Source organism: Peribacillus tepidiphilus, from assembly GCF_009466385.1.
GTDB classification, from domain to species: Bacteria; Bacillota; Bacilli; order Bacillales; family DSM-1321; genus Bacillus_BN; species Bacillus_BN tepidiphilus.
Map to the genome: position 1 here is coordinate 1 of NZ_WIAQ01000004.1, position 13,660 is coordinate 13,660.

11 protein-coding genes are annotated in these 13,660 nt (G+C 39.0%); all 11 read right to left on the reverse strand.

All coding sequences use genetic code 11. The features are described 5' to 3' along the window. Positions 1–361: 361 nt before the first annotated feature. The gene (locus GD441_RS04105) at positions 362–1,033 is read right to left on the reverse strand and encodes a Dph6-related ATP pyrophosphatase (protein ID WP_153124001.1); all 672 of its coding nucleotides are present in this window, start codon (positions 1,031–1,033) and stop codon (positions 362–364) included. A 578-nt stretch (positions 1,034–1,611) separates the two neighbouring features. Then, positions 1,612–3,141 (reverse strand): acyl-CoA carboxylase subunit beta, encoded by a 1,530-nt coding sequence (locus GD441_RS04110; protein ID WP_153124004.1) that lies wholly within the window; start codon positions 3,139–3,141, stop codon positions 1,612–1,614. Positions 3,142–3,162: 21 nt separating this feature from the next. After that, on the reverse strand, positions 3,163–3,945 hold the full coding sequence (locus tag GD441_RS04115; RefSeq protein ID WP_153124006.1) for an enoyl-CoA hydratase: 783 nt from the start codon (positions 3,943–3,945) through the stop codon (positions 3,163–3,165). A 19-nt stretch (positions 3,946–3,964) separates the two neighbouring features. Beyond that, the gene (locus GD441_RS04120) at positions 3,965–4,882 is read right to left on the reverse strand and encodes a hydroxymethylglutaryl-CoA lyase (RefSeq protein ID WP_153124008.1); all 918 of its coding nucleotides are present in this window, start codon (positions 4,880–4,882) and stop codon (positions 3,965–3,967) included. A gap of 24 nt (positions 4,883–4,906) precedes the next feature. After that, complete coding sequence (locus GD441_RS04125) at positions 4,907–5,119, reverse strand: acetyl-CoA carboxylase biotin carboxyl carrier protein subunit (protein WP_153124009.1); 213 nt, start codon at positions 5,117–5,119, stop codon at positions 4,907–4,909. A 61-nt stretch (positions 5,120–5,180) separates the two neighbouring features. Further along, positions 5,181–6,530 carry an acetyl-CoA carboxylase biotin carboxylase subunit gene (locus GD441_RS04130; protein WP_153124011.1) on the reverse strand — a complete coding sequence of 450 codons (1,350 nt, stop codon included), beginning with the start codon at positions 6,528–6,530 and terminating at the stop codon, positions 5,181–5,183. A gap of 13 nt (positions 6,531–6,543) precedes the next feature. Next, on the reverse strand, positions 6,544–8,184 hold the full coding sequence (locus GD441_RS04135; protein ID WP_153124013.1) for an AMP-binding protein: 1,641 nt from the start codon (positions 8,182–8,184) through the stop codon (positions 6,544–6,546). A 119-nt stretch (positions 8,185–8,303) separates the two neighbouring features. Beyond that, positions 8,304–9,446, reverse strand: coding sequence for an acyl-CoA dehydrogenase (locus GD441_RS04140; protein ID WP_153124016.1), 1,143 nt, complete (start codon positions 9,444–9,446; stop codon positions 8,304–8,306). A 93-nt stretch (positions 9,447–9,539) separates the two neighbouring features. Continuing rightward, positions 9,540–10,136, reverse strand: a complete 597-nt coding sequence (locus GD441_RS04145; protein ID WP_420849646.1) for a TetR/AcrR family transcriptional regulator — start codon at positions 10,134–10,136, stop codon at positions 9,540–9,542. 140 nt (positions 10,137–10,276) lie between these two features. Beyond that, a complete protein-coding gene (locus tag GD441_RS04150) occupies positions 10,277–11,011 on the reverse strand; it encodes a hypothetical protein (protein WP_153124020.1) in 735 nt (244 codons plus the stop codon). Between the two features lie 200 nt (positions 11,012–11,211). Further along, complete coding sequence (parC, locus tag GD441_RS04155; RefSeq protein ID WP_153124022.1) at positions 11,212–13,659, reverse strand: DNA topoisomerase IV subunit A; 2,448 nt, start codon at positions 13,657–13,659, stop codon at positions 11,212–11,214. Position 13,660: the final 1 nt, after the last annotated feature.

Consider the following 13,660-nt stretch of genomic DNA (forward strand, 5'->3'; position numbering starts at 1 on the left):
TGTGTGTCCTTTATTAATGGATTTGGACGGGTTACCACCTGACTTATCCATTATAAAGGACTTTTTCTTTGCACAAAATAAAATAAGTGAAGATTGTGAGTCTTTTTAATATTAAAATTAAATTAATGCAACACTAGTGATTTTAATATTCAAAAAAAGAACTTTGATAATCTTAATATATGACAATAGATGAAAAAATATCCTTTTCATTTACTTTAGAATTAAAACTAAAAGGAAAATCCCGCCATATAAAAAAACATATTTACGCATTTAATCCTCCTAAATATGGAGTTCATTGTACCAGATTACAGCTCGTTACATACAAGATTATAACATTAATATCTTTATAACCTTGTAATACCTATTCGTATGTAAAAATCTCAAGCTCAATCCTATAGGTAGTCTCTAACGGCAATATTTCACCTAACTCAAACGGAACCGGCTGTTTAAACAGAGGTCCGTCATATACAAACGTGTGATATTCTCCACCTTCTCCCATTGGACAAACAGGTTTCTGTTGAATATCTTGATAAAACTGTTCATTCACTTCTCTTCCAAGCCAATCTGTTCCTATCTTGTCCTTATGCACCCGTATAACTTTGGCTTTATAGCCTGATTCTACAAAATTCCGTAGGGCTTGGAGAGATTCACTTTCTTTCATCCACAATGGATACAATGCCTGAAGCTCACATTTTTCTGCTACTTTTTCTCCCCAATCCCGATGTTCTTCCAGATATAAATCGCCAAATGCTATAGCTTCTATACCATATGTATGTTTCACTTCCATTAATTTTTTCATAAAATCTTCTGTATAAGTAGAAAAAGTACATTCGATCCACTCTACTGGAATACCTAATGATTTACCCTGTGCTTCGATCGCTTCTTTTTTCTCACCGTGACCAAATGTCCTGTCGATTTCTTTTGGTATTGTCGTTAACAAACAAGTCATTTCATAGCCTTTCTCATGCAGCTTTTGCAGACACATGGCAGCATCCTTGCCACCGCTCCACGAAAGCGCCACTTTCTTTTTCATTCTACATCTCCCTCTTTTTACAATACTCTCAATCTATCATGCTCATTACATTATAAGTTATGTTTTAGTAGAGATCAGTTTTCATCATCGTTTAGGCTTTTATAAAATTCGCCGACAATGGGGAATATATCAGGCTCTGAATGGTAGTAATGATCCTTTATTTCTGTTAACGTAAATGAAAAAGTTTGTTTATTATTCTCATAAAGAGTAATAACATATATGAAACCAGTTCTTTCCACTTGATTGTCATCTGGTATGAATTTAACATCTATTAATTCATTTAGAAAACCTTGAATCTCTGTTTGATCCTTAACTGTTTTTTATAACCTGTACCACCATCTAAAATGATTATTTTTGTAACATCCTATAAATCACCTTTGTAGAATTGAGAAAGTGTTTTCGGTTCTAGCCCACAACCAACAAGGAATACAATAAAGAAAATACATGTCATAAAATGTATTTTTCGCATAAAACCTCCTAAAACTATATGTTCTTAAAAAAAATCGGATTAATTTATTTTAAAAAAGAAACAGCCGATCATTTCCCGGCTGCTTCAATAAATAGCTAGTAACACCGTGTTAAACAGGATACACCCCGTGCTTTCGATTCGTGAACATTTGTTGTTTGCTGCTATAAGCTTCAAAACGTTGGATTAGTTCATTACGAAGATCATTGGGCTGAACAATTCCGTCTACAATCATTTCAGAGGCTAAGCGGTAAATATCAATATCCTTTTTGTATTCCTCGCGCTTAAGCTGAATAAATGTATTGCGTTCTTCTGGCGGCAGCTCACGAATTTTGTTTGCATATACTGCATTGACCGCGGCTTCCGGGCCCATAACAGCAATGGAAGCTGTCGGTAAGGCTAAACAGCAATCCGGTTCAAATGCAGGGCCTGCCATAGCATATAAACCTGCACCATACGCTTTTCTAACGACAACAGAAATTTTTGGTACAGTTGCTTCACTCATGGCAGAAATCATTTTGGCTCCGTGACGAATAATCCCTGCTTGCTCAACCTTTGTTCCGATCATAAAGCCAGGAATGTCGGCTAGGAATAGCAAAGGAATATTGAAGGCATCACAAAGAGTAATGAATTTTGCGGCTTTGTCGGCTGAATCATGGAAAAGAACCCCGCCTTTTACCCGTGGCTGATTCGCAATAATCCCCACAGGCTTGCCGTTTATCCGTCCTAATCCTGTTATTAATTCAGGTGCAAATAGCTTCTTAATTTCGCAAAAACTGTCTTCATCAATCAGTCTTTCTATTAAATCATACATGTTAAACGGTGCATTTTGATTTAAAGGAATGATTTCTTCCAATGTTTTTTCAAAGTCTTTAATGGACTTAGGTTCTGCAACAGGTGGTTTTTGACTGTAGTTAGCCGGAAAATAAGAAAGATATTTGCGCGCAAACGAAATGGCTTCTTCCTCTGTTTTAACCAAGACATCTCCACAGCCTGAAACGGAGCAATGCATTTTCGCTCCACCCATTTCTTCCTCTGAAACCTTCTCACCGATGACCATTTCCGCCATACGAGGGGAGCCGAGATACATGGATGCATTTCCTTCAACCATCACAACGATATCGCAAAATGCTGGTATGTATGCTCCACCTGCTGCCGAAGGACCGAATAATAGGCAGATTTGTGGAACTTTTCCGGACAATTTAACTTGGTTATAAAAAATACGCCCTGCCCCACGACGACCAGGGAACATTTCAATTTGATCAGTTATACGCGCCCCTGCAGAATCGACTAAGTATAACATCGGAACGTTTAACTTTTCTGCAGTTTCTTGAATCCGAATGATTTTTTCAACTGTTCTTGCTCCCCAAGACCCGGCCTTGACGGTAGAATCGTTGGCCATTACACACACCGTTTGTCCATTGATTTTACCAATTCCGGTAACAACTCCATCAGCAGGCAACCCTTCACTCATACAGTTGGCAAAAAAAGCATCTTCCACCTGTACGCCTTCATCAAAAAGAAGCTCTAGGCGTTCTCTGACAAAGAGCTTTCCTTTTTCCGCATTTTTCTCATGATATTTTTTGGCTCCTCCCTGTTTAATCAGGTCAACCGTTTGAACGAATTCCTCTTTTAACGACATGCTGTTCCTAACCCCTTTCCGCTATTCACCCTTATACACAGGCTGTCTTTTTTCCCTAAAAGCAAGTAAGCCCTCTAATCGATCTTTGGTTGAAATGGTTGCAGCATAGCAAAGCTCTTCTATTTTCAAGCCAGTCTCTAAGTCCGTTTCGATTCCATGATTGATTGCCTTTTTAGCCTGTTTCAGGGCAATTGGCGCGTTTTTTGCGATTTCTTTTGCCAAATCCTTTGCTTCTAGCATCAGCTCAAAAGGAGAGGTGCTTTTAGTAATTAAACCGATCCTTTCTGCTTCATAAGCTGTTACTCTTTTTGCTGTAAAAATTAATTCTTTTGCTTTGGAAGGTCCAAGAATACGAGGAAGTCTTTGTGTACCTCCTGCACCCGGAATAATGCCGAGTGAGGTTTCTGTTAATCCCATTTTTGCAGTAGATGAAGCCATTCGGATATCACAAGCTAAAGCCAGCTCTAGCCCTCCTCCAAAAGCGGCTCCGTTGATGGCAGCAATGGTAGGCATCGGCAGCTTCTCAATAGCAGACACGGTCTCACCTATTAAGGCAACGGTTTGTTTTACCTCTGTTTCATCCATTCCAGCTCTTTCTTTTAAATCGGCTCCAGCACAAAACGATTTCTCCCCTGCTCCTGTAAAAATTACACACCTGATATTTTTTTCATAGGAAAGCTCGTGCACAAGCCCTTTAAGCTCAAGCAATAGCTGGCGTGATAAGGCATTGGCTGCTTCCGGCCGGTTTAATATAACCGTAATAATTTCATTCTCATCACGGTCATGAAGAACGAATTGCCCCATCTTGTACCTCCTTCCTGTTTTATCTATACGAATTTAAAGATCTTGCATTCCAAATCTTCATTTGATGACTACCTAACACGGTACCTATTTTGCTTTGGATACATTCTGCCGATTCAAGGAGCTTTAATTGGTTAATTCCGGTTGTGTAGCCCATCTTGTGTAGCATATAGACGAGATCGTCGGTCGCCACATTTCCTGAAGCTCCAGGTGCATAGGGACATCCGCCTAATCCGCCTAAAGATGCATCGAATGTTGTAAATCCCATCTCCAAAGCTTGTAGAATATTGGCCAAGGCCATTCCACGTGTATCGTGGAAATGAAGTGCGAGTTTAGAAGAATCATATCTTTTCATAAGCTCTGTTAATACATGTTCCACTTGCTTTGGATTCGCAATCCCTATGGTGTCCCCGAGTGATATTTCATTTACACCGTATTGAAAAAGCTCATCACACACATTCATGACAGTGTCTAAGGAAACCTCTCCTTCGTAAGGGCAACCAAATACGGTAGAAACATAGCCTCTTACACTTATGTTGTTTTGAATAGCGTTTGTAATGACTTCCTTCAAAATCGGGAATGTGTCTTCGATGCTTTTATTAATGTTTTTAAGATTATGCGTCTCGCTTGCGGACATGAAAACGGACACTTCATCGAGATCAGCCATTAATGCAGTTTCAAGTCCCTTCATATTGGGAACAAGGGCTGCATAGGTAATGCCGTCTTTTTTTGTAATGCCCTTTGCAACCTCTAAAGCGTCACTTAGTTGGGGAATCCATTTTGGATTGACAAAGGAGGTAATTTCGATGTAAGAAAGACCGGTCTGAGACAGGGTATCAATCCATTGAATTTTATCCTCTGTCGAGATCATTTTCTTTTCGTTTTGCAGACCATCTCTAGGTCCAACTTCCTTGATTAGGATATGTTTCGTAGCATCCATATCTATTACCTCCTTTGTTTTGTTTTATTCAATAATGACTAGCACATCGCCTTCGTTTACAAAGTCCCCTTCATTTACCTTAATTTCAGCTACTGTACCACTCGCCTCTGCAGGAATCGGAATTTCCATTTTCATAGATTCTAAGATGATAAGGTCCTGCCCTTCAGAGACAATATCACCTGGGGCTGCTACAATTTTCCATACACTTCCTGCCATACTTGCTTTAATCTCTGTCATGACTTAGGCCTCCCTACCGTTGTATATTATTCGGTTTTAAAAACTACACCTTATACTTCTATTAAATTTTTATCCCTAGATAATAATCGTTTACGAATGACGTCGTCGTATCTCCATTTTTAAAAGCTTCATGAGAAATAACGTCCCGAAGCATCGGAATATTCGTTTTTACACCTTGAATTTCATATTGATCTAGTGCATTTTTCAAAGCTTGGATTGCTTCATAACGGTTTTCTGCTGAGACGATCAGCTTTGCAATCATCGGGTCATAAAAATGACTAACGGTTGAGCTTCCATGAACCGCCAATTCGTGTCTTATTCTTTCACCTTCCGGAAGAGAAAGGGAAGTGATTTTTCCTGGTGAAGGGAAAAATGTTTTGGGGTCCTCGGCATATATCCTTACTTCAATGGCATGACCGTTCAACTGAACGTCTTCCTGTTTTAGTTCCAGTCTTTCACCTGAAGCTAGTCGAATTTGCTGCTCTACTAAATCCAAGCCAGTTATTTCTTCTGTTACAGGGTGTTCAACCTGCAAGCGAGTATTCATTTCTAGAAAATAGAAATTTTTATCTGAATCTACGAGAAATTCAATCGTGCCTGCATTGCTATATCCAATGGCTTTTGCTGCTTGAACGGCTGCCTCTCCCATTTTCTTGCGGGTCTCAGCATCCAAAAAGGAAGAAGGAGCTTCCTCGACCACTTTTTGGTTCCTTCGTTGGATCGAGCACTCTCTTTCCCAAAGATAAATAGTATTGCCGAACGTATCTGCCAGTACTTGAATCTCGATATGGCGGGGACTCGTAATAAATTTTTCCAAAAACATGGCACCGTCACCAAAAAACATTTCGGCACGTTTTTTGTTGCCTTCAAATGCTTTCCTCAGTTCCTCTTCATGATGAACAGCCTGCATGCCTATGCCCCCTCCACCTGAAGAAGCCTTCAGCATAACTGGATAACCCATTTTTTCAGCTAGAAGAGCCGCTTCATCCACATTAGCAAGGGGTCTTGAAATTCCGGGAACTAATGGTAACCCAGCTTTTTCCATCGTTTTTCTTGCTTCTATTTTTTTCCCCATCATGTCAATTACGTCATGTGATGGACCAATAAAAATGATGCCTTCTTCCGTGCATTTTTTGGCAAAGCTTGAGTTTTCACTCAAAAACCCATAGCCAGGATGAATGCCATCGCAACCGGAAGCCTTTGCTATACTAATAATTTTCTCAGCATCCAAGTAGCTCTCTTGGGCACGGGGGCCACCAAGCAAATACGCTTCATCTGCTTCTTTTACAAAGGGAGCATCTTCGTCTGCCTTTGAATATACAGCAACAGAAATAATATTCATTTTTTTGCAGGTTCGGATTACACGGGAAGCGATTTCTCCTCTATTTGCAATTAATATTTTCTTTAGCAATAAGGCTCCCTCCTTACTTCAAGCTTAATCGTTCCATTGATTGCTCTCGCAGCTTAAACTTTTGAATTTTACCTGATGCAGTCATCGGGTATTCTTTCGTAAATTCTATATATCTAGGAATTTTATGACGTGAAATTTTCCCTTCACAGTATGCTTTGATTTCCTCTGGTGTGGCGCTTTGACCTTCTTTTAAAATAATCCACGCCATCACTTCCTCGCCGTACTTTTCATCTGGAACGCCAACAATTTGAACATCCAAAATCTTTGGATGCTGATAGAGAAACTCTTCAATTTCACGAGGATAAATATTTTCTCCACCTCGGATGATCATATCCTTTAAACGCCCCGTGATTTTACAATATCCATTTTCATCCATAACGGCTAAATCACCTGTATGAAGCCATCCATCCTCGTCAATGGCTTCCCTTGTAGCTTCTGGATTCTTGTAATAACCCTTCATGACATGATAGCCACGTGTACAGAGCTCACCTTGAACGCCTCTAGGAACTTCTTTGTTTGAGCCCGGTTCTACAATTTTCACTTCAACATTCGGAAGCGCTTTCCCAACTGACGAGACTCGAAGCTCGATTGGATCGTCCGTTCTTGTTTGGGTGATCACTGGAGATGCCTCTGTTTGACCATAGGCAATCGTGATCTCTGTAGCACCCATTTTTTCGACGACTGCTTTCATCACTTCGATAGGACAATTCGAGCCAGCCATAATACCTGTACGAAGATGTGATAAGTTATAAGATTCAAACTCTTCTAGATTTAGTTCGGCAATAAACATGGTTGGTACTCCATGAAGAGCGGTACATTTTTCATCTTGTACGGTTTGCAAAACTCGATTCGGACTAAATTCTTGTACAGGAACCATAGTAGCTCCAACCGTAACACATGCGAGCGTTCCTAATACACATCCAAAGCAATGAAAGAAAGGAACAGGGATACACATTCGATCTTTATTCGTTAGTTTCATACAGCTTGCAATATTTAAAGCGTTGTTTACAAGATTGTAATGAGTAAGCATAACACCTTTAGGAAATCCTGTTGTGCCAGAAGTGTATTGCATATTGATGACATCATCATAATGTAAAGATTCTAAACGAAAATCTAACTCTTCTTCAGGAATACTTTCACTCATCGTCATAACATCGTCCCAGCTAAAGGTCCCAGGGAACGTTTTTTCACCTAACACGATAATATTCTTTAACTTTGGTAGTTTTTCGCATTTTAGCTTACCTGGTTCTGAGGTTTTTAACTCAGGTATGATTTCATACAACGTATCCATATAGGAATGATCTTTAAATTGCTCCATTAGTATCAAAGTAGAAGAATCTGATTGCTTCAATAAGTATTCCAGTTCAGATGCGCGGTAATTGGTATTTACGGTTACGAGGACTGCTCCCATTTTTCCTGTTGAAAACTGGGAAACTAGCCATTCAGGAGTATTAGTAGCCCAAATGGCTACATGTTCACCCTTTTCAATGCCAAGTGCCATAAATCCTCTAGCAGCTTTTCGGCACACCTCATCGAATTGCTTATAGGTGTATCGAAGATTTCGATCAGCATATACGACTGCCTCATGATCAGGTTGATTCTTTGCAACTTCATCCAAAAGCTTTCCAACAGTAATGTGTAATAACTTTGACATTTTGCTCCTCCTTCATTAGCTATAAGAGCTTGCTTGAAAAGGACGAGCGGCTAGATTTAAGTTCATTACAGTAGATGAGCCGCTTCCAATTCCAAAAAATAATTGTAGAATCTGTAAATCTAGCAGCCTAACTGTCTTGCAATAACCAGTCTTTGGATTTCAGAGGTTCCTTCGCCAATCTCTAACAGCTTCGCATCTCTTAAATAGCGCTCAACCTCATATTCTCTCATGTAGCCATAGCCGCCGTGAATTTGAATCGCTTGGTTGCAAACCCTAAACGCCATTTCAGATGCAAATAATTTTGCATAGGCAGATTCCTTCGTAAAGTTCTTACCTTGATCCTTTAACCATGCAGACTTATACACCATGTTTCGAGCTAGTTCGATTTCCATTGCCATATCTGCAAGCTTAAATTGTATAGCTTGAAAGTTTGAAATGGTTTTACCGAACTGTACCCGCTCTTTGGAATATTTCAGTGCACGCTCAAAAGCTGCCTGTGCTAAACCAACTGCTAATGCCGCGATGGAAATTCTTCCTCCGTCCAAAGTATAAAGGAATTGATTAAATCCCTTTTTCGGGTCTCCTAAAATATTCTCTTTTGGTACCCTAACATCCTCTAAAATAATTTCAGAAGTATTAGAAGCACGGACTCCCATTTTATCGTAATGACTGTTGATTGTTAGTCCAGGTGTGTCAGTTGGAACTAGAAAGGCTGAAATAATATTTTTCCCACGATGATCTTTTCCTGTCACTGCAGTAACCGTAATGGTTCTTGCATACCCTGCATTGGTAATCCAGCATTTCTCCCCATTAATGATGTATTCATCACCATCCAAAACGGCTGTCGTTCTTGTTCCTCCAGCATCGGAACCGGCATTTGGTTCAGTCAAACCGAAGGAAGCTAGTGCTTTTCCGCTAGCAAGTGGTACGAGAAATTCTTGTTTTTGTTCTTCTGTACCGAAATAATAAATCGGGCTTGCACCAAGGGATACAGCTGCTGCATAGCTTAATCCTGTTCCGCCACATGCCTTTCCGATTTCTTCTACCGCAATCGCATAGGAAATCGTATCACCACCTGAACCACCATATTTTTCAGGGAAAGGAATTCCAAGAAGTCCTAATTCTCCCATTTTCTTAAAAACTTCTTCTGGAAATTTTGAATCACGATCCAATTCAATCGCAATTGGCTTAATTTCCTTTTCAGCAAAATCACGTACCATTTCTTTAATCATTTGTTGTTCTTTCGATAAATCAAAATTCATCCCATTACCCCCTTTGTTTATAAAGCGACCGACCGGTTGGTCTGTCTTGATCAAATATAAGCGTTTAATTTTTTTTTCAAAAGCAACAATAATTTACTTCTCCAAAGCAACATTTTTTATAAGATATCTATCATATGCTTTATTTTGTCTTGCTTTGTCTGTCCACAATGACTGAAGGATAAGATCGGTGAAAATATCGGCAATTTCTTCTATCGATTTTTCTCCATCCACCCTATACCATTTATATGTCCAGTTAACCATTCCTAGAATCGACATTCCGGTTATTTCAACAGGTAGCTCACTACGGAACTCACCATGCTGAATTCCTTCTTCTACTACTTTAAAAATAATATTTCGATATTCGTCTCGTTTTGCCTTAATGATGCCAATGTAGGGAGCCTTTAAATAAATGCTTTCTTGGTAAAATACTGAGATGTGAGGTTTATAGAGGTGAAACACTTTTACAAAAGATCGAATGATGCTCTGTAATTTCTCTGTAGGACTTTGATTGGTGGTAATAACTTCTTGTGCTTTTGTTAAGACGTAGGAAATAAAATAATCGTGGATCACATACAAAAGCTCTTCCTTCGATTGAAAGTGATGGTAAAATCCGCCTTTAGACGTTCCGCTTTCTTTTACAATTTGGTGAACTGAAACCCCATGGTAACCATGTTCTTCAAACAATTTCAATGACGTTTCGATAATTTTTTCCTTAAGATCCGTGGTTCCCTCATTCCCTTCTACAAATAAAATATGAAAACTTTGTTAACATTTATGACTTGATTTTAACAAAGAATTTTTAATTGTCAAATAATTATTTATTTTCTGTCTTACCGAAATTTAACCTTGACTAGCTGCCATTTACCATTTTCATAATTCCATTTTGAAATAATGTTTCCAATTCGATCCGCATGATAAGCTCCACTGACTGCTTGTATGCCTTTGAACCCTTTTCGATCTTTCATTCTCACGATTTTAAGGCTGGAATAAGGATCAATCATTAATTCTGTCGGCTCACTTAACTTTCCATCATGATATAAGCCCAAACGATCATAATCTTTTTTCCTGTCTATCAAATCGACTATATATTTTTTTCCATTTGGCAGCTCAATGCTTGCTTTATATCCATCTATAAATTGGGCTACTGCAGTAACAGGCTGTGGAACAGTCAAATTGACTATTTTCTTATTTTTAAAAGAGTACAGATCATTTAAAACGATTGCTCCACTACCACCGGTGTTAATGGTTATAAAAACATCCTTGCATCCATCGTGATTTAAGTCTGCTAATTTCAATTTTGGGTCATATCCTCCATCTAAAGGTATTTGTACTCTTCCTCCTCCACCAAATTTCACTTCTAAGTAAATTTCTTTTAGGTAGTGTGATTGCGGATCATACGGAACCCCATAAATGGCTATTTCATCCCTGTTTTTATCTCCTTCACAAGTTACGTCGCTTTTTTTCGATTGAACCAGTTGACCTTTTGAAATAATCTCTGCTCCGATAGCGGCAGGAAACATAAAAATGAATACAAGTAAAGGGATATACAAACATTTTAATTTCATCTTGATGCACGACTCCTTACGTTCAATTTTCCTATTTATAATGTAACCAAAAAAGGAAATAAAAACCTAAAAAATAAGAGACTGTCCGAAAAGGACAACTTCATTAAAAATTGAAAATCAAAAATGGTGATAGATCTATAGAACTTAAAAAGGGGCATCCAAAAGCCGAAAATTCGACTAATTGGATCGCCCCGCTTATATTATTCTTCATGATTTAATTCAGTTGTTTGCTTTCTAATTCGTCTTAAAGAAGTTACTTCTCCAGCTTCTGCTTCATCTAACACGAAGGATCCGTTCGAATAACGGTCACTCCATTTAATCTGATCAACGGAAATAACCTCTCTCGTACCTTTCTCTGTATGAATGACTACGTCATCACCTTCAGACGCAATGACCATCCCGGCTACACTATGAGGATTGCTCTTTAATTCTCTTAACATGACTACTCCTCGTTTGGCTCTCGAAGCCAACTCGAATTCAGAAAGCTTCATCTTTTTGAGGGCACCTCGCTGAGTAACAAGTATGACAAATTCATTTTCAGGATTAGAAATGATTTGTCCACCTGCGACAAAATCTCCCTCTTTTAAATTCATTCCTTTAACGCCTGCAGCTCTTGCTCCTACGATATTCACATCTTCTTCCTTAAACCATAGTCCGTATCCAAACCTGCTGGCTAGGAAGACTTGTTGATTTCCGTCCGTTAAGTGAACATCAATCAGCTCATCATCTCCTTTAAGATTTAAAGCAACTAATGGTTTTGAATATCGTTGAGCCTGATATAGAGCCAATTCGGTTTTCTTTACCATACCTTGTTTCGTAATAAACAATAGATACTCCTGTTTAGTAAAATCCTTTACCGGCAGAGCTTTAACGATCTGCTCATCTCGATCGATCGGTATAATGTTTGCAATGTGCTGCCCGATATCCTTCCATCTAATATCAGGCAATTGATGGACTGGACAGTATAAATAATTCCCTTTATTCGTAAACAGAAGAATGACATCCTTTGTATTCATTTCATATTGATACAATAAGGAATCGGAATCCTTCATGCCAAAATCCAGTCCGCCAGAAGCTGAATAGGAGCGAAGGCTTGTACGCTTTATATAACCTTCCTTCGTTACAGTCACAATTACATCTTCACTTGCAACCATAACGTCCAAATTAATTTTTAATTCTTCAATTTCTTCTTCAATCTTGGTGAGCCTTTCATCATTATAGGACTTTTTAACTTCCTTCAATTCTTTTTTGATCACGGAAAGCAGCTTTTTATCACTTTCCAAAATGGAAAGCAGTTCTACAATCTTCTTGTCGAGCTCTTTTGCTTCCTCTTGCAGAGCCGTAATATCAGTATTGGTTAATCGATAAAGCTGCAATGATACAATCGCTTCTGCTTGGGGCTCAGAAAACCCAAACTTCTTCGTTAAATTTTCTTTCGCATCCCGTTTATCCTTGGAAGCCCTAATTGTGGAAATCACTTCATCCAATATCGATAGAGCCTTCATTAATCCTTCTACAATATGCTGTCTATCGCGGGCTTTTTGCAGTTCAAATTTTGATCGATTTGTAACCACTGCTTTTCGATGCTCAATATAGGCATCCAATAATTTTGGCAATCCCATCAACATCGGGCGTTTATTGTAAATAGCAACCATATTAAAGTTATAAGGAATTTGAAGATCGGTGTTTTTATACAGGTAATTTAATACACCTTCCGCATCTCCATCTTTTTTCAGCTCAATGACGATTCGAAGACCTGTTCGATCTGTCTCATCCCTAACCTCAGCAATTCCTTCCACTTTACGGTCAATTCTTAGCTCGTCCATTTTTTTGACAAGATTTGCTTTATTGACTTCAAATGGAATTTCAGTAATAACGATTTGCTGTTTTCCACCGCGGATCTCTTCAATTTCTGCTTTACCACGAATGATGATTTTTCCTTTTCCCGTCTCATACGCCTTTTTGATACCATCGATCCCTTGAATGATACCCCCAGTTGGAAAATCAGGTCCCTTAATCACTGTCATCAAATCATCGACTGTGCAATCTGGGTGATCAATTCTCATTATGGTAGCATCAATGACTTCTCCTAATTGATGGGGAGGAATTTCTGTAGCATATCCAGCAGAAATCCCTGTGGAACCATTAACGAGAAGATTAGGAAACATAGCCGGTAATACAACCGGTTCGTTTGATGTATCATCAAAATTCGGAACAAAATCAACGGTCCTCTTATCAATATCGCGTAGAAGCTCTGTAGAAATAGCTGACAATCTAGCTTCTGTATATCGCATCGCAGCTGGTGGATCGCCGTCTATGCTTCCGTTATTTCCGTGCATTTCGACTAGTACGTTTCGTAGCTTCCAATCCTGGCTCATCCGCACCATTGCATCATAAACAGATGAATCTCCATGCGGATGATAATTGCCGATCACGTTACCGACAGTTTTGGCGGATTTTCTAAATCCTTTGTCATGTGTATTACCTTCCACGTGCATCGCATAAAGAATTCTGCGCTGTACGGGCTTTAAGCCATCCCGTGCATCAGGAAGTGCACGATCCTGGATTATATATTTACTATAACGGCCAAATCGGTCGCCTAATACTTCTTCTAATGGAAGGTCCCGAAATTTTTCAACTGTGCTCATT

What these genes read in the sequence shown, in the direction of transcription:
- GD441_RS04105 (WP_153124001.1), bottom strand. Translation starts at nt 1,033, where the DNA reads ATGAAAAAGAAAGTGGCGCTTTCGTGGAGCGGTGGCAAGGATGCTGCC.
- GD441_RS04125 (WP_153124009.1), bottom strand. Translation starts at nt 5,119, where the DNA reads ATGACAGAGATTAAAGCAAGTATGGCAGGAAGTGTATGGAAAATTGTA.
- GD441_RS04135 (WP_153124013.1), bottom strand. Translation starts at nt 8,184, where the DNA reads ATGTCAAAGTTATTACACATTACTGTTGGAAAGCTTTTGGATGAAGTT.
- parC (WP_153124022.1), bottom strand. Translation starts at nt 13,659, where the DNA reads ATGAGCACAGTTGAAAAATTTCGGGACCTTCCATTAGAAGAAGTATTA.
- GD441_RS04115 (WP_153124006.1), bottom strand. Translation starts at nt 3,945, where the DNA reads ATGGGGCAATTCGTTCTTCATGACCGTGATGAGAATGAAATTATTACG.
- GD441_RS04110 (WP_153124004.1), bottom strand. Translation starts at nt 3,141, where the DNA reads ATGTCGTTAAAAGAGGAATTCGTTCAAACGGTTGACCTGATTAAACAG.
- GD441_RS04150 (WP_153124020.1), bottom strand. Translation starts at nt 11,011, where the DNA reads ATGAAATTAAAATGTTTGTATATCCCTTTACTTGTATTCATTTTTATG.
- GD441_RS04120 (WP_153124008.1), bottom strand. Translation starts at nt 4,882, where the DNA reads ATGGATGCTACGAAACATATCCTAATCAAGGAAGTTGGACCTAGAGAT.
- GD441_RS04140 (WP_153124016.1), bottom strand. Translation starts at nt 9,446, where the DNA reads ATGAATTTTGATTTATCGAAAGAACAACAAATGATTAAAGAAATGGTA.